The sequence below is a fragment of the Paenibacillus humicola genome (assembly GCF_028826105.1).
GTDB classification, from domain to species: domain Bacteria; phylum Bacillota; class Bacilli; order Paenibacillales; family Paenibacillaceae; genus Paenibacillus_Z; species Paenibacillus_Z humicola.
The window spans coordinates 4,208,402-4,233,423 of record NZ_JAQGPL010000001.1 but is presented as its reverse complement, the minus strand read 5'-3'; the positions used below and the strand labels follow the sequence as shown (position 1 = coordinate 4,233,423).

Annotated in this window: 23 protein-coding genes; 12 read left to right on the top strand and 11 right to left on the bottom strand. The window is 58.9% G+C overall.

Features of this window, described 5'->3' with window-relative positions:
• Positions 1-7: 7 nt before the first annotated feature.
• Positions 8-745: a DUF2161 family putative PD-(D/E)XK-type phosphodiesterase gene (locus PD282_RS19425; protein ID WP_274652377.1), complete on the bottom strand. Its 738-nt coding sequence runs from the start codon at positions 743-745 to the stop codon at positions 8-10.
• A 250-nt stretch (positions 746-995) separates the two neighbouring features.
• Here PD282_RS19425 and PD282_RS19420 point away from each other — a divergent pair, with 250 nt between their 5' ends.
• Positions 996-2,891: a PrkA family serine protein kinase gene (locus PD282_RS19420; RefSeq protein ID WP_274652375.1), complete on the top strand. Its 1,896-nt coding sequence runs from the start codon at positions 996-998 to the stop codon at positions 2,889-2,891.
• Positions 2,892-3,257: 366 nt separating this feature from the next.
• Here the strand turns inward: PD282_RS19420 and PD282_RS19415 are convergent, their stop codons facing one another.
• Positions 3,258-3,584 carry a hypothetical protein gene (locus tag PD282_RS19415; protein ID WP_274652373.1) on the bottom strand — a complete coding sequence of 109 codons (327 nt, stop codon included), beginning with the start codon at positions 3,582-3,584 and terminating at the stop codon, positions 3,258-3,260.
• A 58-nt stretch (positions 3,585-3,642) separates the two neighbouring features.
• Positions 3,643-5,091, bottom strand: coding sequence for a SpoVR family protein (locus PD282_RS19410; RefSeq protein ID WP_274652371.1), 1,449 nt, complete (start codon positions 5,089-5,091; stop codon positions 3,643-3,645).
• A gap of 241 nt (positions 5,092-5,332) precedes the next feature.
• Here PD282_RS19410 and PD282_RS19405 point away from each other — a divergent pair, with 241 nt between their 5' ends.
• From PD282_RS19405 to PD282_RS19390, 4 genes are all read left to right on the top strand, one after another.
• On the top strand, positions 5,333-6,073 hold the full coding sequence (locus PD282_RS19405; RefSeq protein WP_274652369.1) for a DUF1906 domain-containing protein: 741 nt from the start codon (positions 5,333-5,335) through the stop codon (positions 6,071-6,073).
• Positions 6,074-6,287: 214 nt separating this feature from the next.
• The gene (locus PD282_RS19400; RefSeq protein ID WP_274652367.1) at positions 6,288-7,070 is read left to right on the top strand and encodes an alpha/beta fold hydrolase; all 783 of its coding nucleotides are present in this window, start codon (positions 6,288-6,290) and stop codon (positions 7,068-7,070) included.
• A gap of 224 nt (positions 7,071-7,294) precedes the next feature.
• On the top strand, positions 7,295-8,500 hold the full coding sequence (locus PD282_RS19395; protein ID WP_274652365.1) for an MFS transporter: 1,206 nt from the start codon (positions 7,295-7,297) through the stop codon (positions 8,498-8,500).
• Positions 8,501-8,531: 31 nt separating this feature from the next.
• A complete protein-coding gene (locus tag PD282_RS19390; protein ID WP_420832311.1) occupies positions 8,532-10,451 on the top strand; it encodes an LTA synthase family protein in 1,920 nt (639 codons plus the stop codon).
• A gap of 49 nt (positions 10,452-10,500) precedes the next feature.
• On the opposite strand, the gene PD282_RS19385 is transcribed toward PD282_RS19390, so the two are convergent.
• Entirely contained in the window at positions 10,501-11,319 is an 819-nt protein-coding gene (locus PD282_RS19385; RefSeq protein ID WP_274652363.1) for a YheC/YheD family protein, read from the bottom strand.
• A 127-nt stretch (positions 11,320-11,446) separates the two neighbouring features.
• Positions 11,447-11,845, bottom strand: coding sequence for an aspartate 1-decarboxylase (gene panD / locus PD282_RS19380; RefSeq protein ID WP_274652361.1), 399 nt, complete (start codon positions 11,843-11,845; stop codon positions 11,447-11,449).
• Between the two features lie 177 nt (positions 11,846-12,022).
• On the opposite strand from panD, the gene PD282_RS19375 reads away from it, so the two are divergent.
• The gene (locus PD282_RS19375; RefSeq protein ID WP_274652359.1) at positions 12,023-13,246 is read left to right on the top strand and encodes a threonine synthase; all 1,224 of its coding nucleotides are present in this window, start codon (positions 12,023-12,025) and stop codon (positions 13,244-13,246) included.
• 66 nt (positions 13,247-13,312) lie between these two features.
• On the opposite strand, the gene yhbH is transcribed toward PD282_RS19375, so the two are convergent.
• Complete coding sequence (yhbH, locus tag PD282_RS19370) at positions 13,313-14,464, bottom strand: sporulation protein YhbH (RefSeq protein ID WP_274652357.1); 1,152 nt, start codon at positions 14,462-14,464, stop codon at positions 13,313-13,315.
• 272 nt (positions 14,465-14,736) lie between these two features.
• On the opposite strand from yhbH, the gene PD282_RS19365 reads away from it, so the two are divergent.
• Positions 14,737-15,867, top strand: a complete 1,131-nt coding sequence (locus PD282_RS19365) for a glycoside hydrolase family 172 protein (protein ID WP_274652355.1) — start codon at positions 14,737-14,739, stop codon at positions 15,865-15,867.
• Positions 15,868-15,998: 131 nt separating this feature from the next.
• Here PD282_RS19365 and PD282_RS19360 read toward each other — a convergent pair whose 3' ends face one another.
• Positions 15,999-16,265, bottom strand: a complete 267-nt coding sequence (locus PD282_RS19360) for a hypothetical protein (protein ID WP_274652353.1) — start codon at positions 16,263-16,265, stop codon at positions 15,999-16,001.
• Positions 16,266-16,348: 83 nt separating this feature from the next.
• Positions 16,349-17,221 (bottom strand): AraC family transcriptional regulator, encoded by an 873-nt coding sequence (locus PD282_RS19355; RefSeq protein ID WP_274652351.1) that lies wholly within the window; start codon positions 17,219-17,221, stop codon positions 16,349-16,351.
• 208 nt (positions 17,222-17,429) lie between these two features.
• On the opposite strand from PD282_RS19355, the gene PD282_RS19350 reads away from it, so the two are divergent.
• Both PD282_RS19350 and PD282_RS19345 read left to right on the top strand, forming a co-directional pair.
• Complete coding sequence (locus tag PD282_RS19350) at positions 17,430-17,810, top strand: DUF423 domain-containing protein (RefSeq protein WP_274655324.1); 381 nt, start codon at positions 17,430-17,432, stop codon at positions 17,808-17,810.
• Positions 17,811-17,893: 83 nt separating this feature from the next.
• Positions 17,894-19,795 carry a putative bifunctional diguanylate cyclase/phosphodiesterase gene (locus PD282_RS19345; RefSeq protein ID WP_274652349.1) on the top strand — a complete coding sequence of 634 codons (1,902 nt, stop codon included), beginning with the start codon at positions 17,894-17,896 and terminating at the stop codon, positions 19,793-19,795.
• Between the two features lie 61 nt (positions 19,796-19,856).
• On the opposite strand, the gene PD282_RS19340 is transcribed toward PD282_RS19345, so the two are convergent.
• On the bottom strand, positions 19,857-20,381 hold the full coding sequence (locus tag PD282_RS19340; RefSeq protein ID WP_274652347.1) for a hypothetical protein: 525 nt from the start codon (positions 20,379-20,381) through the stop codon (positions 19,857-19,859).
• Between the two features lie 211 nt (positions 20,382-20,592).
• Between PD282_RS19340 and PD282_RS19335 the strand changes: the two genes are divergently transcribed.
• The gene (locus tag PD282_RS19335; RefSeq protein WP_274652345.1) at positions 20,593-20,898 is read left to right on the top strand and encodes a YunC family protein; all 306 of its coding nucleotides are present in this window, start codon (positions 20,593-20,595) and stop codon (positions 20,896-20,898) included.
• A gap of 111 nt (positions 20,899-21,009) precedes the next feature.
• Here PD282_RS19335 and mtnA read toward each other — a convergent pair whose 3' ends face one another.
• Together mtnA and mtnK are read right to left on the bottom strand one after the other, a co-directional pair.
• Positions 21,010-22,068, bottom strand: coding sequence for an S-methyl-5-thioribose-1-phosphate isomerase (gene mtnA / locus PD282_RS19330; RefSeq protein WP_274652343.1), 1,059 nt, complete (start codon positions 22,066-22,068; stop codon positions 21,010-21,012).
• 19 nt (positions 22,069-22,087) lie between these two features.
• Positions 22,088-23,302, bottom strand: a complete 1,215-nt coding sequence (gene mtnK, locus PD282_RS19325; protein WP_274652341.1) for an S-methyl-5-thioribose kinase — start codon at positions 23,300-23,302, stop codon at positions 22,088-22,090.
• Positions 23,303-23,488: 186 nt separating this feature from the next.
• Between mtnK and PD282_RS19320 the strand changes: the two genes are divergently transcribed.
• Both PD282_RS19320 and sufC read left to right on the top strand, forming a co-directional pair.
• Entirely contained in the window at positions 23,489-24,073 is a 585-nt protein-coding gene (locus PD282_RS19320; RefSeq protein WP_274652339.1) for a DUF1802 family protein, read from the top strand.
• Positions 24,074-24,241: 168 nt separating this feature from the next.
• On the top strand, positions 24,242-25,021 hold the full coding sequence (sufC, locus tag PD282_RS19315; RefSeq protein WP_274652337.1) for a Fe-S cluster assembly ATPase SufC: 780 nt from the start codon (positions 24,242-24,244) through the stop codon (positions 25,019-25,021).
• Position 25,022 lies beyond the last annotated feature (1 nt).

Here is a 25,022-nt window from a genome sequence, read left to right as displayed (position 1 = left end):
GCTGCAGCTATCCTTCGGCTGACGAACCGTCAGTCGTCTGCCGGTGCCATCCGGCGATGACGTCCGCGAATTCGGCTACGGCGGCTGCGCCCCCGGGGCGCAGCCGGTAGACGCCGCGGCGCGCCCGCTCGAACCAGCCGTAGTAATCCTTCTGCAGGATATGCGCGGCGCGCGGAACGTCCGCCAGCTCCGCAGCCTGGCGCGGAGACAGCTCGCCGTATTCGCCGAGCGCCCACGCCACGCGCAGTGCCTTTTCGCGGTAGGCGGTAACCAGCTTGCGGCCCGTGCTGCCGCCCAAATTGTAATCCCCGGAGCGCTCGTTAAATTCGTCGAGCAGCCGCTCGCCGCGAAGCCTGCGCCGCCCGCGTACCGGCAGGTCGCCCGGCTGGCAAAGCAGCTCGATCTGCGGCGCCTTCGTCTTGAAGAAGGTGACGGTCATCAGCCCGAGCCCGAGCATCCGGCACAGCTCGGCCAGATCGCCGAACCGCTGGCCCACGGCGCCGGTTTTTTTGCGGTTGCGCTCGACAGCCAGCATCACCCGGCTGCTGAGCCGCAGCCGGTCGATCCCCTGCAGCAGCAGGGCGAGATTGAACGTCCGCTTCATTTCGACGAGGACGGTCTCGCCGCTTACCGGATGAACGGCGACCAAGTCGCAGTGCATGACTTCGCCCTTGACTTCGTATCCGCGCGCTTCGTAATACGATTTGATCGGTTGGTACAATTCGGTTTCGTACTTGACGGCCATCTCCCGGCAGCGCCCCTTTCTTCCGAGATTATACCATATTGCTCCGCGGGCGGATTCCGGCTGGAACGAAGAAGTATGGGGGATTTTGGAGAAATCTCAAATATAATTTAGAGCAATTTCCCTTAGGTTCGCGCATAGGTATGTATTACTTCATAAATTCAAAGTCCATTTAGAGTGGAAATGGATAGATAAGGGCCCTCGGCAAAGAATGCAATCAGGCATCGTCGGAAGGGACGAGAGGAGGTACGGCATGGATATTTTGAAGCGGATATCGGCGTACAAGGCGGAAAGCGAGAAGCTGGCATGGACAGGGACGTTCAAGGAATATATTGATATGCTGAGGAAAGATCCAGCCCCGGCCATGACGGCGCATGCGCGTGTCTATGAAATGATCGAGTCGTATGGGGTAGTCGAGGAACACGGACAAAAGAAATATAAGTTTTTCGAGCAGGAAATTTTCGGGCTCGACCGGGCGGTCGAGAAGCTGGTGGAGGAGTATTTTCATTCGGCGGCCCGCAGGCTTGACGTGCGTAAGCGGATTCTGCTCCTGATGGGGCCGGTCAGCGGCGGCAAGTCGACCATTGTCACGATGCTGAAAAGGGGGCTGGAACAGTTCTCGCGGTCGGAACGCGGCGCCGTTTTCGCGATTAAAGGATGTCCGATGCACGAGGAACCGCTGCATCTGATACCGCAGGAGCTGAGGGCGGATGCGGAGCGCGAGCTCGGCGTGCGCATCGAGGGCAGCCTGTGCCCCTCCTGCCAAATGCGGGTGAAAACGGAATACGGCGGCGAAATCGAAAACGTCATGGTCGAGCGCGTGCTAATCTCCGAGGAAAACCGCGTCGGGATCGGAACGTTCAGCCCGTCGGATCCGAAATCGCAGGATATCGCCGATTTGACCGGCAGCATCGATTTTTCTACCATCACGGAATTCGGCTCCGAGTCGGATCCGAGGGCTTACCGGTTCGACGGCGAGCTGAATAAAGCAAACCGCGGGCTGATGGAATTCCAGGAGATGCTGAAGTGCGACGAGAAGTTTCTGTGGAACCTGCTGTCGCTGACGCAGGAGGGCAATTTCAAAGCGGGCCGCTTTGCGCTCATCTCGGCCGACGAGATGATTATCGCGCATACGAACGAATCGGAATATAAAGCGTTTATTTCCAACAAGAAAAACGAGGCGCTGCAGTCGCGGATGATCGTCATGCCGATTCCGTATAACCTGAGAGTGACGGACGAAGAGAAAATTTACAACAAGCTGGTCGGCCAGAGCGACATGAAGCATATTCATATCGCGCCGCACGCGCTGCGGGCCGCGGCCATTTTCTCCATCCTGACCCGCCTGAAGGAAACGAAGAAGCAGGGCATGGATCTCGTTAAGAAAATGCGTATGTACGACGGCGAAGAGGTGGAAGGCTACAAGGAAGCCGACCTGAAGGAGATGCAGAGCGAATATTTGGAGGAGGGCATGTCGGGCATCGACCCCCGTTATGTCATCAACCGGATTTCGAGCGCGCTGATTAAGCAGGATCTGCAGTGCATCAATGCGCTTGACGTGCTGCGGGCGCTGAAGGACGGCCTCGATCAGCATCCGTCGATTACGAAGGACGAACGGGAGCGGTATTTGAACTTTATTTCGATCGCCCGCAAGGAATACGACAGCCTGGCCAAAAAAGAAGTGCAGAAGGCGTTTGTCTACTCGTTCGAGGAATCGGCCCGGACCCTGTTTGAAAACTACCTCGATAATATCGAGGCTTATTGCAACTGGGCGAAAATCAAGGATCCGCTGACCGGCGAGGAGATGGACCCGGACGAAAGGCTGATGCGGTCGATCGAGGAGCAGATCGGCGTCTCCGAGAATGCGAAAAAAGCGTTCCGCGAAGAGATTCTGATCCGGATTTCCTCCTACTCGCGCAAAGGGCGCAAATTCGATTACTCCAGCCACGAACGGCTGCGCGAAGCGATCGAGAAGAAGCTGTTCGCCGATTTGAAGGATATCGTGAAAATTACGACGTCGACCAAGACGCCGGATGAGCGGCAGTTGAAACGGATCAACGAGGTGACGAAGACGCTGATGGACGGCCACGGCTACTGCCCGGTCTGCTCTAACGAGCTGCTGCGGTATGTGGGCAGCTTGCTGAATCGATAAAGAACGCTGCCGAAAAATATAACGGGGACAGCGGCGCCGATGGGGATCGGCGCCGCTGTCCCTTTTGCCGCTTGTTTGCGCTGTTTGCCAAATTCGAGACGCTCGGCAGCGAGGCTGCGACACGCCCCGTATTGCCGGTCTGTTCGATCGGGCGCCCACCTTCCCGGGCTTGCCTGTCGCGACGCTGATGAACAGTTTAACACTAGCACGGCACCCGTCACGGAAGCATCATTGGGGAGGCAGGGGCATGGAGATCGGCCGTTGAGCAACGGCCGAGCATAATGAAAGACCGGCACAACCGCCGTTAACGGGGCTGTGCCGGTCTTTGTCATTCGAGCGCTGCCGCGCACGACAGCCATGCCGGAGCTACGGCGCGATGCCGCTGCCCGTGAAACGGCTGTGCTCGTACCGGCTGAGCGCGCGAGCCGCATCCTGAAGGTCCTCTTCATGCACCTGCAGCTCCAGGCCGAACGGCTTCAGGAAATCGCCTGCTGAATCGTCGCCTGCTTCTTCCGCCAGCAGCCGGCACCGGATGCCGCGCGATTCAAGAAACGCGAGCGTTTCCCGCAAATCGTCCGTGTGCTGTCCCGAAACGGATCGGATCGTTTTCCAGTGGCTGGATCGGAATACAATGGCGACCAAAAATATGAACACGGAAGCAAGAGAAACAACAAACGTCTTCTTGATTGTCATTCACCTCTTCGTTCCGGGGAGAGCCCCCTGTTCTCGCGATCCGATATCCCGCCGGACGTCAAATGAATTTCCGGCTCGTTTTTTTGCCGTCGCAGCTGAATACGATTCGTTTGTCTTCGACGAACGTTTCCAGGTGGACGTTTTTTCCCCACAGCTGCACGACATGAGGAAGCGTTCGTTCCACGTATTTCAGATCGAGCTCCACGCCTTCGTATTGGTGCACGAGATACAGCTCGCCGATGCGGTTGAAATCGCCGTCCGAGACGACGATGCTCGGGAAGCCGCCGTTCACGCGCGAATATACAAGCTGTTCGCGGATCGCCTCCCACGCCTTGTCGGTAATTTTCCATTCGGCGCCTTTTTTCTCGAAAATGTACAGGTCGAGATCGTCGACCAGCTTCTTCGTCAAGTAATTGCGCAAAAAGGAAATGTCCGAGTCCAGCTCTCGCACCTCGAATATTTTGTCTCGGCCCTGGCCGGGCTTGCGGCCGAACCGTTCCTGCTCCTCCTTCGTCGGCTTATCCCAACGCTGCTCGATATCCTCGAAAATTTTTAGCCCGAGATAATAAGGGTTCAGGCTGTGGCGCGACGGCTGCACGACCGAGGAATTGAGCTTGGCGAATTCGATCGTTTCCTCGCTCGTGAGGTCCAGTTCGCGGATAATCCGCTGATGCCAATACGAAGCCCAGCCCTCGTTCATAATTTTCGTCTCGATCTGCGGCCAGAAATACAGCATTTCGTCCCGCAGCATGGACATAATGTCGCGCTGCCAGTCCTGCAAGTACGGCGCATATTCCTCGATGAACCAGATCAGGTCCTTCTCCGGATGGGGCGGAAACTTTTTGCGGTCCTCCGTCTTGCCGTCGCCTTCTTCTTTCTCCAGGTCGTCAAGCGACCACAAATCCTCGTAGCCGGACTGCGCGGGCGGGCGCGGGGAACGCTTCTCCTTCTCCTTTTCCTTGCTCTGCATCTCGATATACCGCGATTTGTCAAGCCTGTAGGGCTTGATGATCGTCGGATCGACGTGCTCCTGAATGGAAAGGACGGCATCGATAAACTGCTCGACCTCCTGCGTGCCGTATTCGATCTCGTATTGGCTGATCCGCTCGGCCGTCGCCGCCATGCTTTCCACCATATTCCGGTTCGATGCGCTGAAGCGGGCGTTGTTTTTGAAAAAATCGCAGTGGGCGAGCACGTGGGCCACGATCAGCTTGTTCTGAATGAGCGAATTGCCGTCGAGCAGAAACGCGTAGCACGGATTGGAGTTAATGACGAGCTCGTAAATTTTGCTCAAGCCGAAATCGTACTGCATTTTCATTTTATTGAATGTTTTGCCGAAGCTCCAATGGCTGAACCGAGTCGGCATGCCGTAGGCGCCGAACGTATAGATGATGTCCGCCGGACAAATCTCGTACCGCATCGGGTAAAAATCGAGCCCGAAGCCCTGCGCGATTTCCGTGATTTCGTCGATGGCTCTCTCCAGCGCCTTGATCTCCTCCTGCTGCAATCGTCACTCCCCCCTTATGGAATGCATGATACGTTCATATCTATGTTTATGGCGGGCCGGGGAACCTTATGCCGGACGCAGCGGCTAATCGGCACCGGAATACGAAGCCCGATCCCGTCGTGCCGAGCCTACGGGTTATATAGCGGTTGCGCTGCTAAAGCTTGGTACATATAGATAAAAATAAAGCGGCGGCTTGTATTCCCCGGCCGCTGCAGGCTTGAGAGGGAGGTGAATACTCGCGATGAAAGGCTTCGATTGCGCCATACCTCTGAACGCCGCGCGAGCGAAAGCGCTTGCCGCGGCCGGCATGACGTTCGCGGCGCGTTACCTGGTGCCGCCGGCTTACGCCTGGAAGCGGCTGACGGCTGCCGAGGCGCAGATCATTTCGGACGCCGGCATGCGGATCGTGTCCGTCTTCGAGCTGTCGGCCAACCGGGTGTCGCAGGGCGCGGCCGCAGGCTTTGAGGACGGCATCTTGGCGCTTGCCGAAGCGCGTCTTGTCGGCCAGCCGGCAGGCAGCGCCATTTATTTCGCGGTCGATTACGACGCGCAGCCGGCCGATTACGATGCCATCGAACAGTATTTGCGCTCGGCGCGCAGCCAAATCTACGGTTACGACGCCGGCGTTTACGGCTCTTACGCCGTCATAGAAGAAATGGCCAGGCGGGGCGCGTGCGAGCGCTTCTGGCAGACGTACGCGTGGAGCCGGGGGAGCAGGAGCGGGCGGGCGAACATTTATCAATACCGGAACGGCGTTTCCGTGGCGGGGGTCCCGCTCGATTTGAATGAATCGTACGGCAGCGAGGGCTGGTGGAGTTTGAAAAAGGAGGTCAAACCGAAGATGAAGCAGGCGGATGCGGAAAAAATCATTCGTTTCCTGTCGGCGGCCTGGTTCGCCGCCACGACGCCGCAGGACAAGGCGGAATTCAACCGGCTGGCCAACGAGGTGCGCAAGGCGGCCGGCCTGCCGGAGCAATCCTGACTCGTGAGCTGTCCCGGGAGACTGCATGGGGCTCGGGACGGCTTATTCGGTCTGCGCGATCCATGCGGGCCGGAGGAAAGGCCATTCCGCCCTCAGCCCTCATGGCCGGACAAGCCTTAAAACCCTTATTTTGCTGGAAAATGCGCCTTTTGGGCACCATATTTTCAGGACAGGGAACGAACGGAAATCTCGGGATGAGGAAAGAGGCGTCACGATGCGAAAACCATTTCAGATGCGGCGGGCTGCGCTGCGGCTTGGGGCCGTCGTGCTTGCCGGCTCGGCGCTGATTGCCGCCATGTACCATTTGCTTGAGCCGGGCAAACGGGGGCTGGCTGCGATGAAGAGCGACCGGCTGGTCCGGGTGACCGATAACGGCAGGTGGATTTCGATGCAGCCGGCGGGCAAAGCGAAGGAGCCCTCCGTCATCTTCTATCCGGGCGCGTTCGCCGATCCGCGCTGCTACGCCGAGTTCGGCCGCCGGGTCGCAGCCGCCGGGCACCGCGTGTACCTCGTCGACATGCCGCTTCGTCTCTCGCTGCTCGGCCTAAACCGAGCGCTCGACGTGATGGCCGCGCAGCCCGGCGAATCGTTCGTGATCGGCGGCCACTCGCTCGGCGGCACCGCCGCCGTCCGCTTCTCCTCGGCCCATCCGGAGAAGGTGAAAGGCGTGTTTCTGATCGCCTCATTTGCCGACAAGACGGGCGATCTGCGGGCGAAAAAGCTGCCGGTGCTGCATATCGCGGCGACGAACGACGGCATCGTTCATGCGAATTTGTGGCGAAACCATATCGGCCGGCTGCCTGCCGATACCGAGTATGTTTCCGTAAAGGGCGGGAATCACATCCAGTTCGGCTCCTACCGCTGGTTTCCTCCGGACGCTCCCTCTTCCTTGACCGAGGCGGAGCAGCAGGAGGCCGTCTCGGCGGCGATGCAGGACTGGCTGCGCAGGCTGACGGGTGGCGGCGATGCGGCAGGGCGCCGGACTGCGGCCGAGTAAGGCCAAAAACAAGTTCCAGGGCCAGCAAGGCGCCGGAACAAGCAGTGAAAACGATCGCTTTCGCGCCGAGAACGGCGCAGACGCGCTTTGACTTTTGCCGGGTTGTGGCGGATAATAGGTTCCGATTTTATTCGAACCCCGATTGTGCGCCCGGAGAGCTTCCTTGATCCGCCGGTCCGCGAGACCGGTGGATTTTATAATGGAAGGAAGGCAATCGAAGCACGATGAGCATCCAGTCCGTATCCGGCAGCGTCAATTACCGCATCCCGCTGTTTTGCGCGGTCACGTTCTTGTTCTGGTTTTCGATGTATACCTGCGTCCCGATTTTGACCGCCTACGTAGAATTTTTGGGCGCATCGGGTAAAATGGCCGGCCTCATCGTCGGCATGTACGGCCTCAGCCAAATGCTGCTGAGGGTACCGGTCGGCGTTCTGTCCGACCGGCTGCATAAGCGCAAGCTGTTCATTATTCTCGGGCTGCTGTTTTCGGTCCTGTCCGGAGCGGGCATTCTCATTACGCACGATCTGACCTGGATTCTCGTGCTGCGTACGATCGCCGGCGTGGCGGCCGCCACTTGGGTCGATTTTACGATTTTGTTCGCCAGCTACTATTTGAAGCAGGAGACGACGCGGGCGATGGGAACGATCTCCGTCTACAACTCGCTCGGCCAAATGTGCGGCATTCTGTGCGGCGGCTGGTTCGCGGACCACTACAGCTGGGAATCGGCGTTTCTGATCGGCGCCGCCGTCGGGCTCGTCGGAGCGGCCGGGGCGCTCTTCATCGTCGAGAAGTTCGACGAGAACGAGCAGAAGATTACTCTGCAGGGCGTCATGGAGGTGGCCGGCGACCGTACGCTGCTGACCGTATCGTTCCTGTCGATCCTGTTTCAGGTGCTTACCTTTGCGACCGTGTTCGGGTTTACGCCCGTTTACGCGCAGTCGCTCGGCGCAACGAAGCTGGGGCTGGGGCTGCTGACGTTCTGCTCGACGTTTCCGACCGCGCTGGCGGCCTGGATGGGCGGCAAATATTTCGCGGAGAAGCTGGGCGAGCGGACGGTCATCGTCATCGGCTTCGTGCTGAGCGGCGTATTCACCGTGCTGATCCCGTTTACGGACTCGCTCGGGCTGCTCATTGCGACGCAGGCGATCGCGGGCTTCGGACGCGGCTTCACCTCGCCCGTGCTGATGTCGCTCAGCATCAAGCATATGGACACGGGCAAGCGCGCCACGGCGATGGGCTTCTATCAGGCCATTTACGGGCTGGGCATGTTCGCGGGACCGCTCTTCATGGGCGCGGCGGGCGACTGGCTGACGCTGCGCGAAGGTTTTGTCATCGTCGGAGCGCTCGGGTGCGTAACCGCGGTGATCGGTTTCATCTTGCTGCGAAGCGTGACGAGCAAACCGAAGCCCGCGAGCAGCATGGCAGTCTAATTGACGAGGAAAGGAATACGGGACGAAAGCGATGAAACCACTCACGATGAGCGGAAAATCCCGCGCGCCGCTGCCGCTTCGCCGGCAGGCGCAGGGGCGGATTCCGCTCTTTTATATCATGGCGCTGCTGTTTGTGCTGAAAATGGTGCTGCTTCGTTATTTCTTCTACGGCGAGATCGCCTGGGGCCGGGTGACGGCGGACGCGGCCTCCGTGCTCGTCCTCTTGAGCCTTGTCGAGCTGCTGTCTCCGATGAAAGCGAAAAATGCGGTCTACTGGGCACTCAATGCCGTATATTCGCTCGCCTTGTTCGCATCGACGCTCTATTTCTCCCACTTCGGCTCGGTGCCGACCTATACGGCGCTGACGGAGCTGCATCAGGTAGGGGAGATCGGGTCCAGCGTGCAGGCGACGATCCGGCTCAGCAACTATTTGTATTTTGCGGACCTGATCGCAGGCGCCGTCATAGGGATCGTGCGGAAGGCGGCCGGCGGCCGCCGTTTGACGAGCGCACGCCCGGTCTGGAAAACGGGCGCGGCGCTGACGCTCGTCCTGTGCGCGACCGTATGTGCCCGTTTCATACAGCTTGGCCTGCCGATCGATAACGAGCTGGTCGAGTCGGAGAACGTCGGTTTTCTGGGCTACCAGGTCGCTTCCGCAATCAAGTCCGCGGAGGATAACAGCGTCGAGGCGGAAGGCAGCCTGAGCGATATCGTGAAGGAATACGACGCGTTCGAGGCGGCCAATCCGTTCTCGCCGCCGGGACTCAAAACGCCCGTTTATTTCGGGTCGATGAAAGGGAAAAACGTCATTCTCGTGCAGATGGAGGCGTTCCAGAACTTTGCGCTTCATCTGAAGCTGGGCGGGAAGGAGCTGACGCCGGTGCTGAACAAGCTGGCGGATGAAAGCTTCTATTTTCCGCATATCTTTCAGCAGATCGGGCAGGGGAACACGTCCGACGCGGAATTTATGTCGAACACGTCCATCTATCCGACCGGAAAAATCGCGATGTCCACCGGGTACGGGGACCGGAAACTGCCAAGCATGCCGCGCCTGCTGCAGGAGCGGGGATACGAAGCCGATACCTTCCATGTGAACAACGTCGTGTTCTGGGACCGGATCAAGCTGTATCCGGCGCTTAACTTCAACCATTATTACGACAAGCCGTTTTACCATAACGATCACTTCAACAGCTTCGGCGCTTCCGACGAGGAGCTGTACCGGGTAGGGGTGGACAAGCTGTCCGCACTGCAGCAGCAGCATAAGCCGTTTTACGCCCAGTTCATCACCGTATCGAGCCATTTTCCGTTCGACGTGCCGGACGACCGCAAGAAAATCGACGTCCCGGCTTCCATGGAGGGGTCGCAGCTCGGCAAATATTTGACGGCGCTCAACTATACCGATTATGCGATCGGCACCCTGATCGACCGGCTCAAGGCAAACGGCATGTGGGACAATACGGTGCTCGTCCTGTACGGCGATCATTTCGGGCTGCAGCCGCAGGACAACGATCCCGGCGAAGTGACGAAGCAGCTAGGCATTCCATACGATCCGCGGATAACGCGATTTAATATCCCGCTGATCATCCATATGCCCGGGGAAACCGCGGGAAAAGTGATCGATCAGGTCGGCGGACAGCTCGACATTATGCCGACCGTCGCCAACCTGCTCGGAATATCGCTGAAGGACGAGAAATTCGTCGCGTTCGGCCACGATCTGCTGAACATCGACCGCAACGTATTCGGCATGCGGTATTATTTGCCGACGGGCTCGTTCTTTAATGACGACATCCTGTTCGTTCCCGGCAAAGGCTTCGATGACGGCACGGCGGTGTCGATCCGGACGCTGAAGCCCGTGAAGGACTTCTCGAAATACCGCAAGGACTACGATTACGTCCTGAAGCTGATGGACATCTCCGACCGCTACGTGCGCGCGCTCCCGAAGCGCAAATAACGGCGGCCGGTATACGCGGCCCGCACAAGGCTTCTTCGCCCTGTGCGGGCTACTTTTTGCGCTCGGCGGGAACGGCCGGACCCGAAAGGCCAAGGTTGGAAACGGCTTCAGCCGGCCGCGGTTCGGACTTCGTCCGCTTTTTCCACGACGCCTGGATGCGTTTTATTTTGCGGTAAAAGGTTTTATCCTTCAGGCCGAGAAAAAGGGCATGGGAAGGGTAATCGAAATTGACCTCGATGATCCACAGCCGGCCGTTCTTGTCGATGCCGTAATCGATGCCGATCTGGCGGCTGAATTTATACCGGTCGAACCGGGCACATACCTTCCGACTGACGGCGACCAGCCGGCCGGTGAAGCGCTCGATCTCGCCGCCGTCAAACCGGCCGGATACCCGCAGCGCGCCCGGAACCGTCATCGTATACCCGCGGCCGCGGCGCACGTTGGTCACGATGCTGCCCGGCCCCGCAACCTTGGCGATCATGCCCGCATACGTCCATTTGCCCCGGTAGCGCATCATCATCACCCGCACGTCGAACGCCCGTCCCTTGACGGAAGCAAGCTCGATCGCGCGCTGAATGACGTAGGCGCCCCGTTTGCCGCCGAGACCCATTTGCTTATGCAGCGCTTCCGTGCCCGGAACGGACGCGGACCTCCGACCGCGGACTTTGATGAAAGCATAGCCTTCGCCCGTACGCCATGCTTTCACGATGCCTTTTCCGGTATGCTCCATATCCGGCTTAATATAAACCGCCCGGTAACGATTCAAATAACGCTTCAGGGCAGCGGGACTGTACAGGGACGTGCTCGGCAGCAGGCCGCGCAGTCCCTCGTCGCGACTGTAAAACTGATGAAGCTTCCATTTTCCCAAACGATTGATCCTCCCGAACGTTGCAGGTATATTCGCGGTTCACGTCCCTTCAGCGATCACTCAGTCCGGAAGCAAAAGGCTTGGCGGTTTTAGGATCCGAGTGCGGTATCGCAAGCATCGGAAACGCTTATTCGCCGGCTTCGTCCTGCTTCCACACGACCAGATCGTGGCTTTCCACGCTCGTGATCCGGTTGTGCTCGTCGACGAACACGACGGCCGGCTTCAGGCGGCCGATTTCCGTTTCGTCGAGCAAACCGAGACTGAGCACGATGACCAAATCGCCAGGCGCGAACAGATGGGCCGGCGGGCCGTTCAGGCACACCTTCCCGGAGCCCTCGGGGGCGGGGATGGCGTACGTCTTCCACCGCGTCGCATTGCGAAGACTGGTGATCTGCACCATTTCATAAGGCTGGATGTTCGCTTCTTTCATCAGCAGCGCGTCGAGCGTAATGCTGCCCACATAGTCCAGCCGGGCTTCCGTGACGGAAGCGCGGTGAATTTTGCCTTTGCACATCAAGCGCAGCATTTGCGGCCTCCTTCACACGTTCCTATCCCATCGTATGGGTATACGGCTCAATGTTTCCCGGGGGCGGCTTAAAATAGGCTTACACCGTTTCGTTCCCCCTGCCGGCGAGTATGTTAAATAGGAATGGTGAGCGACGTCATGCGGCGAGCGAACGTCAAACGCGGGGCGGAGGATGAAATGGAACACTGCAGACAGGTGTGTGCGAAATGCGGCGCAACCGTATCGTTCAGCCTGAACGCGAAATGCGGTTGCGGGGGAACCCTGCTGGTCGAATACGATCTGGAGCGGCTGAGAAAAACATGGCCGAAGTCGTCGCTCGTCGGCCGCGGGACATCGATGTGGCGGTACCGGGAGCTGCTTCCCGTGAAGGATGAGCGGCATATCGTTTCGCTGGGGGAAGGCTGGACGCCGCTGCTTCGGCTGGAAGGGCTCGAACGCCGTCTCGGACTGAAGCGGGTATGGGTAAAGCGCGAAGAGCAAAATCCGACCGGGAGCTTCAAGGCGAGAGGCTTCTCCGCGGCGGTTTCGCTTATGCGCGAGCACGGGATCCGCTATGCGGCCGTTCCCTCCAACGGCAACGCGGCGTCGGCGCTTGCGGCTTATGCGGCGCGCGCGGACATGAAAGCCGCCGTCTTCGTCCCGAAGGACTGTCCGGGCGTTATCGTCGGCGAAAGCGTAAGGTACGGCGCTTCCGTCTATATCGTGGACGGATTGATTCACGACGCCGCCGCGATCGTGGAGGCAGGCCGCGCGGAGCAGGGCTGGTTTCATGCGGGGACGCTGAAGGAGCCGGGCCGGGTAGAGGGCAAAAAGACGATGGGGCTGGAGCTGGCTGAACAGCTCGACTGGAAGCTGCCCGACGTCATTGTGTACCCGACCGGCGGCGGATCGGGTATCGTCGGACTGTGGAAGGCGTTTCGCGAGCTGCATGCGCTCGGCTGGATCGAAGACCGGTTTCCCCGGCTTGTCAGCGTGCAGGAGGAGGGCTGCACCCCGATCGTGGACCGGGTGCGGCAAGAACCGGAATCGCGGAGCGGCTGCGTCTTTCCGCCAAGCCCGAGCCCGACCGGACTGCGCGTGCCGGAGCCTCCCGACGGCGAGCTCATCGCCGGGCTGATCCGGAAGACGGGCGGCACGGCCGTCGCCGTCACCGCCGATGAGATCGCCGCCGCGCAGCGGATCATTGGAGGCTGCGGCATCTCCAGCTCTCCCGAAGGGGCCGCCGCGGCCGCCGGGACGATCCGGCTTGCGGAGCGGGGATGGATTGCGCCGGACGAATCGGTGGCGATCTTCAATACGGCGCATGCGGATAAATATGTCCATTGGCAGCCGGAAATCAAGCTGCCGGTCATCCGGAGCTACGCCGATTTTATCCGCCTTGGCGAACGGACGGGGATTTAGAGGATACAATGCCGCGAACAACGGCAGAAGCGGAGCCGGCTGCCCGGCTCCGCTTCGGTTTGCGTATTAGGCGCCGCTTGCCTTGTTCGTGAAGAACGTTTTCAGCGCTTTATAGACCTCGCCTTTCTCGCGGATGACGGAATACATAAATTTCTTGTTCGAAATATGCTTGAAGGCCGACATCAGCGTACTGCTGCGGTTGTACTGGTTCACTTCTCCATAGCCGAACATGTTCGATTTCGCGAGCAGCTCGTCGATCAGCCGGACGCACCGTTCGTTGTCCGAGGTCAGGTTGTCGCCGTCCGAGAAATGGAACGGGTAAATATTCCAGTTTGCGGTCGGGTAGCGGCTGTCGATAATGTCCAGCGCCTTCTGGTAAGCCGAGGAGCAGATCGTGCCCCCGCTTTCGCCGCGGGTGAAAAACTCTTCCTCGGTCACTTCCTTCGCTTCCGTATGGTGAGCGATAAAGACGATTTCCACGTGCTCGTATTTGCGCCGGAGGAAACGGGTCATCCAGAAAAAGAAGCTGCGCGCGCAATATTTTTCGAAGGAGCCCATGCTGCCCGACGTATCCATGAGCGCCAGAATCACCGCGTTGGACTGCGGCCTTATGACTTCCTGCCACGTCTTGAACCGGAGATCGTCCGGCGAAATGCCGCCGATGCCGGAGATGCCCGCGTTCGCATTGCGCCGCAAATTCTCGATCAGGGTGCGCTTCTTGTCGATGTTGGACATGATGCCTTTTTTGCGGATATCCTGAAACACGATTTCGGTCGACTGCACGTTCTCCTTCTGCTTCTGCTCCAGATTGGGAAGCTCGAGCTCGTCGAATAAAATGTCCTCGAGCTGATCGATACTGATTTCCGTCTCCACATACTCGTCGCCGGGCTGGTCGCCTGCGCCCTGTCCTTTGCCGGGACCTTTGGCGGCCTGCGGATCGACGCCGAGCACGTCGCCTACCTGCGAATCGCCGTCACCTTGTCCGACATGCTGCTTTTTGTTGAAGTTATACACAAAACGGTACTCGTCGAGGCTTTTGATCGGCACTTTAACCGTTTTTTGCCCGTCGGACAGAATGATGCTTTCATCCGAAACGATATCGGGAAGATTCTGTTTGATCGCTTCGCGCACTTTTTCCTGATGGCGCGTTTGGTCCTGGTATCCCTTGCGGTGAAGGGACCAATCTTCACGAGACACGATAAACAGCGGATCTGTCATTGCCCGTCACCCTCTATTCCTTCTGGTATTTAAGCGGTTGTTATTCATTGTATTCAAGTCCCTTTAGGTTATGTGAAGCAAAATGCGCCCGAACTCTAGCAATCCTGAAGGGCTTCGTCGCAAGAAGCCCGGGCATCGGAGGCAGGCCGCCTAAACGGAAGAGCAATTTCGGTGAAAACGTTCGCAACCGCCGCTCTTTCCTTTCCCGGCAGGTGCGGTATGATCGTACCGTGAGCTTGTTTGCATCTGAATAACCGAAGGGAGAGGCTGGAATGCAAGGACCGTTAGGATCGATTTACCGGCTGCAGAAAGGCGTGAGAACGAAGCGGATTTCAAGCTATGACCGGAGCGGAGGAAACGGGGACTGTATCCGGATCGGAGCGGGAGAGACGGCGGAGCTGGCGCGCATCGAAGGGGCGGGCATCATCAAACATATCTGGTTCACGATCAGCGCGAAGGATCCGATGTTCCGGCGGAACGCCATCCTCCGCATGTATTGGGACGGCGAGAAGAGCCCGAGCGTCGAATCGCCGGTCGGCGATTTTTTCGGACAAGGCTGGGGCGAGCATTATACGTATGCCGCTTTGCCGCTGGCGGCCTCGCCGGCGGAAGGAAAAGCGCTGAACTGCTATTTTCCGATGCCGTTCGGCAGCGGCGCACGCATTACGCTGCACAACGATTCGGAGCATGAGGTACAGAGCTTCTATTATTACATCGATTACGAGGAGCATCCCCGGATCGACGATTCGCTCGGCCGCTTCCATGCCTGGTGGAACCGGGAAATCACGGAGGTCCATCCCGAGGAGGGGGAGACGGAGTGGGGTGTCGTGGCGGAGCAGGGACCGAATCAATCGGACCGCAGCAATTACGTGTTCGCGGATATTGAAGGCGGAGGGCATTTTGTCGGCATCAACTATTTTGTGGACAGCCCGGGGCCGATGTGGTACGGGGAAGGCGACGACATGTGGATGGTCGACGGGGAGCCGTGGCCCGGGTCGCTGCACGGCACGGGGACAGAGGACTTCTTCAACAGCTCTTGGTGCCCGAACGAGCTTTACGCGCATCCTTATTTCGGCTACGCCCGCATTCCCGGCAAGCTTGGCTGGATGGGCCGGACGCACTGCTACCGGTTTTTCCTGGAGGACCCCGTTTATTTCGAGAAATCACTCAGAGCCAGCATCGAGCACGGCCACAACAACAACCTGACGCTCGACCTCAGCACCGTCGCGTATTGGTACCAGAGCGAGCCGCACAAGCCGTTTCCCGCCATGCGGCCGCGGGAGCAGCGCGCCAACATGCCGGAAATCGGCGTGCCCGACGTGCACTTGTGGCGGCATGCTTGGCGCCAGGCGATGGGCGGAGCTCCGACGTTATGGGGCCACGAGCGCAAAAAGGAAGACTAAAGCTTCGGGAGCGCGGTTAACCGCGCTCAGCGCCGCCCAAACCTCGCGTGGGGAACCGCGCGAGCTGCGATAAGAGCCTCGCTGCCGCGAGGCTCTTTTTCACGGCCGGCCGGTCCGTCCCCGTGCGGACGTTACCGCGCATAGCGGCTTCGATATTCGGGGTATACGCGAAGTTGAATCGCTTTCGCCCGCCGCTGCGTCCGTTCTTTCGTATCCGGCATCTGCTCCGCCTCGACGTAATCGGCCAGCACGTCAAAAACGTCGTTAAACCATTTCGCCCGCCAATAGAGCTCCATACGCTCGAGGAGGTCTCCGCTTACCCGCTCGGCGAGCCGCGCTTTCCATGTCGGCCAGTTCTTTGACAGATAGAGCGGCCACAGCAGGACGGAATAATCCATCGCGGCATCCCCGCTTGCCGTCAGATCATCCCAATCGATGATCCAAAATGTTCCGTTTTCCCTTCAAGTCCAAAGTAACGTGGCTACTTCCGGTTCCGGTAATACGAGGCGGGGACGCCTTCGATGTTCTTGAACGTCCGGCTGAAGGCGCCCAGGCTGCCGAAGCCGAACTGCTCGGCAATTTTCGTCAAGTTGAGCCCCGTGAACTGGATCATTTCCTTCGCTTTCCCGATGCGCACCATCTGATGATAGTGAATCGGCGTCGCCGCAAACGCTTTCTTAAACAGGCGCACGAGATGGTATTTGCTGATGTTGAAGCGCGCCGACAGCTCGTCCAGCGTCACGTCGCGGTCCGTCAGATGCTCCAGGTACGCTTTGATTGCCGTCAGCTCGTCCATCCGGGAGTAGACCTCCGGATTTTCCGCCCTGTACATTTCGCGCAGCAGATAAGTCCACAGCTTCACGAACATTCCTTTGACGTTCATTTCGTAAAACGGCAGCTTCATCTGAAATTCGGCGATGACGTCAAAAAGCAGCTTTTCGAAATAGTCGGGATTGCCCAGCGCGATTTTGGCCGGCAGCCGCACAGGCAGCCCGGCCGTCCAGTCCTCGCGGATCATCGCCTTCTCCTCGGCGGTCATATGCCGCAGCGGCTTGAAGCTCACCTTGACCTTCGGGCTGTCCGGCCGGTAGATCAGATCGAAATGAATGTGCGGCTGGCGAAAACGGCTCGTCCCTTCCGCAAGCCGGATGGAATGCCGCTGCCCCGGCTTGAATAGGAAAATGTCGTCCGGCTTGCCCGCGTATTGCTCGTCCTCCACCGTTACGATGATATGGCCTTCCTTGACAAACAGCAGCTCGTAATCGAAAATGACCCGTTCCGGGATATGCCAAGGCGGTTCGATCACGCTGTCCATCGCCACGCGGATGTAGGGGGATAAACGATTGATGTCCACCTGCGATTCGCCCCTTTTTTCCAGTAAAAAACAGATTTGCGTCTTCTAATCGGCGGCGCTTTCATTCAGCCGGATTTTCGGAGCCAGCGCTTGCCGACTTTCGTGTTGTAGTCCATAATAGACATGGTAATGAAGACCAGCGGATCACTTATTATACCGCCCATTGTAACCTATTTGTCAGTCATTAGAAAGGATGGAGATGATCGATATGTTTGCCAAATACGGAGCTTTCGGCGCGATTCATGCGCTTCTCGCCGTTCTGCTCGGCGCCTTCGCGGCTCACGGGCTGAAAGAGAGGCTGAGCGAGGAGATGCTGAACGTCTTCGAAACGGGCGTCCGCTATCATATGTATCACGGCATCGGGATGTTTCTGATTGCGCTGGCCGCCGACCGGCTTGGCACGAGCGCTTCGCTCCGCTGGGCGGGCAGAATGATGCACATCGGCATCTTTCTGTTCTCGGGCAGCCTGTATGCGCTGAGCTTAAGCGGGATCAAGCCGCTCGGCGTCATCACGCCGTTCGGCGGCGTGGCGTTTATCGTCGCTTGGGCGCTCGCCGCGTATTCGCTCTGGAAAGCGAAAGAGGAGTAGCCGCCAGGCTGCCGTTTCGGCGGACTTCGCTTTCAATTAAACCACGATCCGGATGTTGGGCATGGGGGGAAGTGAGCGAGATCATGGATGCAGCGGATACGCCGGGCAAACGGCGGCGGAGAAAGCGTTTGAGCGTACGCGTCCTGTGGATGGCCAGCTGCTGCATCGGGGCGCTGCCCGTATTGTGGGACAGTTTTGCCCCGTTTTGGCTCGGACGGAGGGAGTACGGCTGGAGCGCCGCCGCACTGACGGCCGCCGCAATCGCGGCCATCGCCTGGCTGGCGGCTTTGTACGCCAGGCAGGTCCGCAGCGGCGAGGACGATACGTTAGGTTCGTCCATTTTGAACAGCCTGATTCGGTACAGCCCGCTCGCCTTGACGGTCGTAGACCGGAACGGCACGATCGTCGAAGCGACCGAATCGGCCGGCCAGCTGATCGGCTTCCGGCGCAGCGAGCTGATCGGCCAATCGTTCGTGCCGTATATGGACACCGGCAGCCGGAAGCAAGCTCTGCAGCAGTTCGAGCAGACGCTGCTCGGCTACCCGCAGGACGCGGTCCTGTCCCTCCGGCATAAAGCGGGTTATGCCATCGATCTTCACGTGATCGCTTCTCCGTTGAAGCGCGGCTCACGCATCGAAGGAGCCGTCATTTTGACGAACGATATCAGCGAGCGCAAGAGGACGACCGAGCGAATCAAGTACATGGCCAACTACGACGATATGACGGGCCTGCCGAACCGGAAATCGTTTATGCAGAAAGTAAGCGAAGCGCTGCCTCGCGGGGAAGGCCCCATGGCGGCCGTATTTTATTTGGACGTTGACCGCTTCAAGCTGATCAACGCTTCATTCGGCCGGGAGTTCGGCGACATGCTGCTGATGCAGATTGCCGAACGGCTGACCCGGGAACTGGCGTGGCTCGACATAGCCGCTCGCATGGAAGGCGACGAGTTTGCCATTCTGTTTACGGACGTTCTGTCGGAAACGGATGCCGGCGACAAGGCGCGGAGCATTATGCGCGGGCTGGAAGAGCCCTTCGAGCTGCAGGGCGTCCCGCTGCACATTACGGTCAGCATCGGCATCGGGTTAAGCGTGCCGGGATGCGACGACGCGGAAGCGCTTCTGAAGAAGGCGGACATGGCGCTGGCCAAAGTGAAGGAAAGCGGAAAAAACGGTTATCTCGTTTATTCCGAGCAGTGGGACAATCAGTCGCTCGCGCGGCTTACGCTCGAACACGACCTGAAACGGGCGTTCAAGCAGGGCGAATTTGTCCTGATGTACCAGCCTCAATATCATCTGATGACCGGGAACATCGTCGGCGTCGAGGCGCTCGTCCGCTGGCGGCATCCCGAGCGGGGCCTCGTTCCCCCGAGCGAATTCATACCGATGGCGGAGGAAAACGGCATGATCGTCGATCTCGGCGATTGGGTGATGCTTGAGGCGTGCCGTCAAAACAAGGCGTGGCAGGACGCCGGCCTGCCGGCCATACCGGTGTCCGTCAATCTGTCCATCCGGCAGTTTCTGCAGCAAAATTTAACGAAGAAGGTGGAGGATATCCTCCTTCGGACCGGGCTGAAGGCGAAGTACCTCGATCTGGAAATAACCGAAACGATGACGATGGATATCGGACATGCGGCGAAATGTCTCGTCGAGCTGACGATGCTCGGCGTCAATATCAGCATCGACGATTTCGGAACCGGCTACAGCTCGTTCCATTACCTGAAAAATTTGCCGATCGGCAAATTGAAAATCGACCGCTCCTTCGTCCGCGACATCGAGCAGGACCCCGGTGATGCGGCGATTGTGGCGGCCATCATCGCCATGGCGCACAATTTAAACCTGCAGGTCATCGCCGAAGGCGTCGAGAACGAAGAGCAGATGCGTTTTCTGCAATTGCATGCCTGCGATGAAATGCAGGGCTTCCTCTGGAGCCCGCCGGTTCCCGAGGGGCGAATCGCGGAAATGCTGCAGGCGCCGCCCGCCGGATAACGGCTGCGGCAAAAAGGGAACTGCCGGATCGAGCGGCAGTTCCCTTTTTCATGCACGGAAGTCAACATGTAAAATCGTCGATTTCGTTCAATCTGAACGAATAAACCTGTTTTTCGTCGACATGATAGGCGGTAATCGTCTCGCTGGCATCGTCGAAATTAATAATGCGGCAGGGGAGATTCAAGCGAACCCCGAAGCCCTTGTTGACCGACAGGCGGATCAGACGGTTATCCCGGATGATCTGTTTTATGCTGTCCGCCGCAAGCGCTTTGGCCGGGGGAGAATCGACAGGCGGCTTGGCCGGCGCTTCTTTCGCGGCCGTCCCGGCTGCTCCCGATTCCCGTTCGCCGGCGACTGGCGGCAATGAGGAGAGGGAGGGCGAACCTGCCGTTCCGTTTGTTTCCAGCTCCTGGATCAGCCTGCCGAGCCCGATCCCGGATTTGATGCGGAAATCGGCAAAACCGCCCCGGTTCAACGCATGCAGCAGCCGTTCCATCGCGAGCGCGTTCGATTCGCCCCGGACGAGCAGATCCACGTTGAACATGTAGGCGTTTGGCTTCGTATTGGCGTTGTCGGTTGGTTTCATAATGCCTCCGTCGATCAGCATGACTATATACCCACTATACCATGATCGGCCGGGTTCATGTAGTCCTGCTTTTTCCGCGAGGATGGCACCCGCCTTGAATGGGGCAGGTCTACACCGGCCGGCAATCCTCGGCATATAGTAATAAAGAAGCATTTTGCCGCATGAGTGATGACGGCCCATCATCCTTTCGCGGTAAAGGAGGTGGTTTGCATTGATGCGCATGGTTCCGATTCAGTTGGAAGGGGGAGAAACCGCGCTCGGCATCGAGGTCAAGCTTCCCAAGACGACGCTGCTTGCCGTTTCGACCGATAAAGGCTACATCATGTGCGGAGCGCTCGATGTCTCCCTGCTGAACGATCGGCTGAAAGACCGGGGCATTATTGCCGGGCGCGCGGTTGGCGTCCGGACGCTCGAGGAGCTGATGGAGGCGCCGCTCGAATCCGTCACCTGGAAGGCGGAAGAGATGGGAATCGTCAAGGGCATGAAAGGCGCGGATGCGGTCCGCCTCATGGTATGATGCGAAACGGATCGGATGACGAATGTGCCGATGAAGGAAGCAAAGGGCTGCTCCGGCTTGACACGGTAATCGAGCCAAGGCGCGGAACAGCCCTTTTGCGTCAGCGGCGGTTCAGGAGAACAGCGACTTCAGATGAACGTCGAACGGCGGGCGAATGATTCCCTTTTCCGTCACGATCGCCGTTACATATTCGTGAGGCGTGACGTCGAAGGCCGGATTGAACACTTTGATGCCCTGCGGCGCGGTCCGCTTGCCGAAGCCTTCGGTAATTTCCTCGGGGCTGCGTTCCTCGATCGGAATCAAATCCCCGGACGGGGTATTCAAATCGATCGTCGACAGCGGGCACGCGACGTAAAAGGGAATGTTGTGCGCCTTGGCCAGCACGGCGACGCTGTACGTGCCGATTTTGTTGGCGACGTCGCCGTTCGCGGCGACGCGGTCGGTGCCGACGATGACGGCCTGAACCCAGCCCTTGCTCATGACCATGCCGGCCATATTATCGCAAATGAGCGTCACGTCGACGCCCGCCTGCTGCAGCTCGAAGGCGGTAAGCCGCGCGCCCTGCAGCACCGGGCGGGTTTCGTCGGCGAAGACGCGCAAGGCGATGCCGCGCTCTTGGGCCAAATAAAACGGCGCAAGCGCGGTGCCGTATTTCGCCGTCGCCAGGCCGCCGGCATTGCAGTGCGTCAGGACGCCCATGCCGTCCGTAAACAGCGCCAGCGCATGCTCGCCGATGAGGCGGCACGTCTCTTCGTCCTCGCGCTGAACGGCGATGGCTTCGTCCAGCAGCGCCCGTTTGCACGCCTCGAGCGGCAGACCGCCGGCAGCCAGCTCTTCCGCCCGCGCCTTCATGCGGTCAAGCGCCCAGAACAGATTGACGGCCGTCGGACGCGAGGTGGCGAGCCGTTCCGCGCTGTCCCGCACGGCCTGCAGCCATTCGGGTCCGACGCCTTCCGCATCCCGGCTGCCGAGCACGACGCCGTATGCGGCGGCGATGCCGATCGCCGGAGCGCCGCGCACCTTCAGATGGCGGATCGCTTCCCAGACGTCCTCCACGTTCGTAAGCGGGAGATAGACGATTTCGTCGGGTAGCAGCCGCTGGTCCAGCAGCTCCACCCGGTCATGGGTCCAAATGACCGACTGCAGTCCTTGATAACCTTTCGTTTCCATAGCAAGCGTCCTTTCTGCGTTAAGCGTGGAACGCCGCGGCGGCCGACTCGGTGATGCCGGTCAGCTCCTCGATGGAAGCCGCGCTGCGGCCCCGCATGATGATCGACCGGCCGATCGACAGCGCGAGCCGCTGCGCCCGCTCTCTGGCGGCGGCGTCTTCGATGCGGTCGATATCGGCGACGTGGGCGAGTCCGACGATGCGCCGGATCATTTTGCAGCCGGCATAGCCGAACGTGTCGCGCAGCAGCCGCAGCATATAATCGTCCCGGTAGCCCGGCGCCGCCGATGCGAGCCGGTCGATGCCGTCCGATTCCCACAGCGCCCTGAATTTGGCTTCGAATTTCGTCCACAGCTCGCGGACCGTATCCAGCAGGTAGCGCCGATATTCCGCGCGAGCTACATCCTCCTTGTCGTGGCCTTCCCGCGCGGCAAAGTTCAGCAGCAGGTTGGCGATTACCGCGCCGATATCGAAGCCCATCGGACCGAAATAGGCGAATTCGGGATCAATGACCTTCGTCGAATCGGGCTTGATGAAGATGCTCCCCGTATGCAGATCGCCGTGAAGCAGCGCCTGCGCCTGCGTCAAAAATTTTTCGCGCAGCAGGGCGACCTCCAGATGGAGCGGCCCGTCGTGCCAAAGCGCCTGCGCTTCGTCCCGGATATGCGCTTCGAAATTGTTGTTGAGCGAATCGGTATACGGATCGTCAAAGATGAGGTCTTCCGTAATTTTGCATAATTCCGGATTGATGAATTCGCGCACGAGCTGCTTTTTCCGCTGCTGATTCATGCCGAGGTCGGACGTGAAAAAGAGCGTCTGCGCCAGAAAGGTCGAGATATGGTCGGCGAACAGCGGATAGCGCTCCCCTTCCATGAGGCCGCGGCGCATGATGACATGATCGCTTAAATCTTCCATGACCGTCAGCGCAAGCTCGCCGTCGTACTTATATACGGCCGGGACGAGCCCGGGAGCGAGCCTGCCTTCGAGCATAAGCGCTTCGCTCTCGATTCGTGCGCGGTCGAGCGTCAGCGGCCACGATTCGCCGACGACCTTGGCGTAAGGCAGCGCCTGCTTCAGAATGACGCTGCGCGCGCCGTCCGTAATATGAAAGACAAGGTTCAAATTGCCGTCGCCGATTTCGCGGCAGATCAGCTTCGCGTCTTCGGGAAAAAGGCTGTTCAAAGAACGGGCGATTTGCACCGCTTCCCGTTCGGTTAATGGATGATAAGCAGACAACGCTTGTCCACCTCCGTTATGGAATGAGACCGCCACATGCGGCCCGTCGAACCTCAAATAAGTATAGCGAATATTTTTTCGCGTTGGAATAGCCGGATTTGTTATAATGAAGCATAGCAGCTGACGAGCCTGCGCACGGGTTCGTCTGCATTGGGAAGGGTTGCATTGCGACAGGGGGGAACGGGTATGAGCAATACGTATAGTAACCGGCCGGCGGCGCTGCGGGAATGGGCCGTGGCGGTCAAGGCGTTGAAGGAAGGCCGGATGATCGTCGCGCTGCGCAAGGGCGGGATCGCCGAAGAAACGCGCGATTTCAAGCTGATCAGCAAAGGCTTTTATCTGCTGCCGGGATACGAGCACCAGAAGCCGGAGCTGCTGAAGGAGGAATACCGCGGCGGCATCGCCGAAACGCTGGCGGACTGGAGACCGGACAGCGGAACGGTAACGATTGACGTATATGCGGAAGCGGAAGAGGATATCGAAATCCGCGATCAGCAAACGCTGAACAAGCTCCGCGATTTCCATATTTGGACCGATACTTTCGCCGAGGAGCGGCTCCGGTGGAAGCGGACCAAGCCGCTGCATTTGCTGCTGCTTCGCGTATATACGCTGGAGACGCCAGCGGTCATGCCGCTGCGCGATTCCTATGCGGGCTGCAAATCGTGGGTCGCGCTGGAGGATCCGCTGCCGGAATCCCCGCGGATTCCGGTGCTGACGGATGAACGGTTCGCCCGTGCGGCTGCGGGGATCAAGGAGGCGCTTTCACGCTGAATCCGTTGGCAACGTCCCGGCACGGCCGCCTTTCGGCGGTCCGATTTGTTGATTTATAACAGCACTTATAATAAAATAATTATTGAGAATCACTGAGAATCAATTTAGAATAATTATAAAAAACAGGGAATGTCGACAGGGACATACAACGGAGGGAGCAGTTTACCAATGGCAACACATTTCAAAATCGACGGTCTGACGGCATCGATCGAAGATAAAGAAATTTTGAAAGGCATCAATTTGGAAATCAAGGGCGGCGAGATCCATGCGATCATGGGCCCGAACGGAACCGGCAAAAGCACGCTCGCATCGGCGCTGATGGGACACCCGAAATACGAGGTGACCGGCGGCTCGGTGGAGCTGAACGGCGAGGATTTGCTGGAGATGGCCGTCGACGAGCGCGCGCGTGCCGGTTTGTTTCTGGCCATGCAGTACCCGAGCGAAATTACGGGCGTGACGAACTCCGACTTCCTGCGGAGCGCCATTAACGCTCGCCGCGAAGAGGGCAGCGAAATTTCCTTGATCCGGTTCATCCGCCAGATGGAAAGCAAAATGAAGGAGCTCGAGATGAACCCCGAGTTCGCTCACCGCTACCTGAACGAAGGCTTCTCCGGCGGGGAGAAGAAACGCAACGAAATTTTGCAGATGCTGATGCTCGAGCCGAAAATCGTCGTGCTCGACGAAATCGACTCCGGCCTGGACATCGACGCGCTCAAGATCGTCGCGGCCGGCGTCAACAGCATGCGTTCCGAGGACCGCGGCTTCCTCGTCATCACGCACTATCAGCGTCTGCTTAACTATATTAAGCCGGACTTCGTGCATGTCATGATGCAGGGACGCATCGTCAAATCCGGCGGACCGGAGCTGGCGGAGCGTCTGGAGAACGAAGGCTACGATTGGGTTAAAGAAGAGCTTGGCATCGTGGACGAAACGGTCGGACAGGTTTAAT

What these genes read in the sequence shown, in the direction of transcription:
- PD282_RS19320 (WP_274652339.1), top strand. Translation starts at nt 23,489, where the DNA reads ATGAGCAATACGTATAGTAACCGGCCGGCGGCGCTGCGGGAATGGGCC.
- PD282_RS19365 (WP_274652355.1), top strand. Translation starts at nt 14,737, where the DNA reads ATGCAAGGACCGTTAGGATCGATTTACCGGCTGCAGAAAGGCGTGAGA.
- PD282_RS19400 (WP_274652367.1), top strand. Translation starts at nt 6,288, where the DNA reads ATGCGAAAACCATTTCAGATGCGGCGGGCTGCGCTGCGGCTTGGGGCC.
- PD282_RS19345 (WP_274652349.1), top strand. Translation starts at nt 17,894, where the DNA reads ATGGATGCAGCGGATACGCCGGGCAAACGGCGGCGGAGAAAGCGTTTG.
- PD282_RS19415 (WP_274652373.1), bottom strand. Translation starts at nt 3,584, where the DNA reads ATGACAATCAAGAAGACGTTTGTTGTTTCTCTTGCTTCCGTGTTCATA.
- PD282_RS19420 (WP_274652375.1), top strand. Translation starts at nt 996, where the DNA reads ATGGATATTTTGAAGCGGATATCGGCGTACAAGGCGGAAAGCGAGAAG.
- PD282_RS19375 (WP_274652359.1), top strand. Translation starts at nt 12,023, where the DNA reads ATGGAACACTGCAGACAGGTGTGTGCGAAATGCGGCGCAACCGTATCG.
- PD282_RS19350 (WP_274655324.1), top strand. Translation starts at nt 17,430, where the DNA reads ATGTTTGCCAAATACGGAGCTTTCGGCGCGATTCATGCGCTTCTCGCC.
- PD282_RS19395 (WP_274652365.1), top strand. Translation starts at nt 7,295, where the DNA reads ATGAGCATCCAGTCCGTATCCGGCAGCGTCAATTACCGCATCCCGCTG.
- PD282_RS19390 (WP_420832311.1), top strand. Translation starts at nt 8,532, where the DNA reads ATGAAACCACTCACGATGAGCGGAAAATCCCGCGCGCCGCTGCCGCTT.
- mtnA (WP_274652343.1), bottom strand. Translation starts at nt 22,068, where the DNA reads ATGGAAACGAAAGGTTATCAAGGACTGCAGTCGGTCATTTGGACCCAT.
- sufC (WP_274652337.1), top strand. Translation starts at nt 24,242, where the DNA reads ATGGCAACACATTTCAAAATCGACGGTCTGACGGCATCGATCGAAGAT.
- PD282_RS19405 (WP_274652369.1), top strand. Translation starts at nt 5,333, where the DNA reads ATGAAAGGCTTCGATTGCGCCATACCTCTGAACGCCGCGCGAGCGAAA.
- panD (WP_274652361.1), bottom strand. Translation starts at nt 11,845, where the DNA reads ATGCTGCGCTTGATGTGCAAAGGCAAAATTCACCGCGCTTCCGTCACG.
- PD282_RS19360 (WP_274652353.1), bottom strand. Translation starts at nt 16,265, where the DNA reads ATGGATTATTCCGTCCTGCTGTGGCCGCTCTATCTGTCAAAGAACTGG.
- yhbH (WP_274652357.1), bottom strand. Translation starts at nt 14,464, where the DNA reads ATGACAGATCCGCTGTTTATCGTGTCTCGTGAAGATTGGTCCCTTCAC.
- PD282_RS19425 (WP_274652377.1), bottom strand. Translation starts at nt 745, where the DNA reads ATGGCCGTCAAGTACGAAACCGAATTGTACCAACCGATCAAATCGTAT.
- PD282_RS19340 (WP_274652347.1), bottom strand. Translation starts at nt 20,381, where the DNA reads ATGAAACCAACCGACAACGCCAATACGAAGCCAAACGCCTACATGTTC.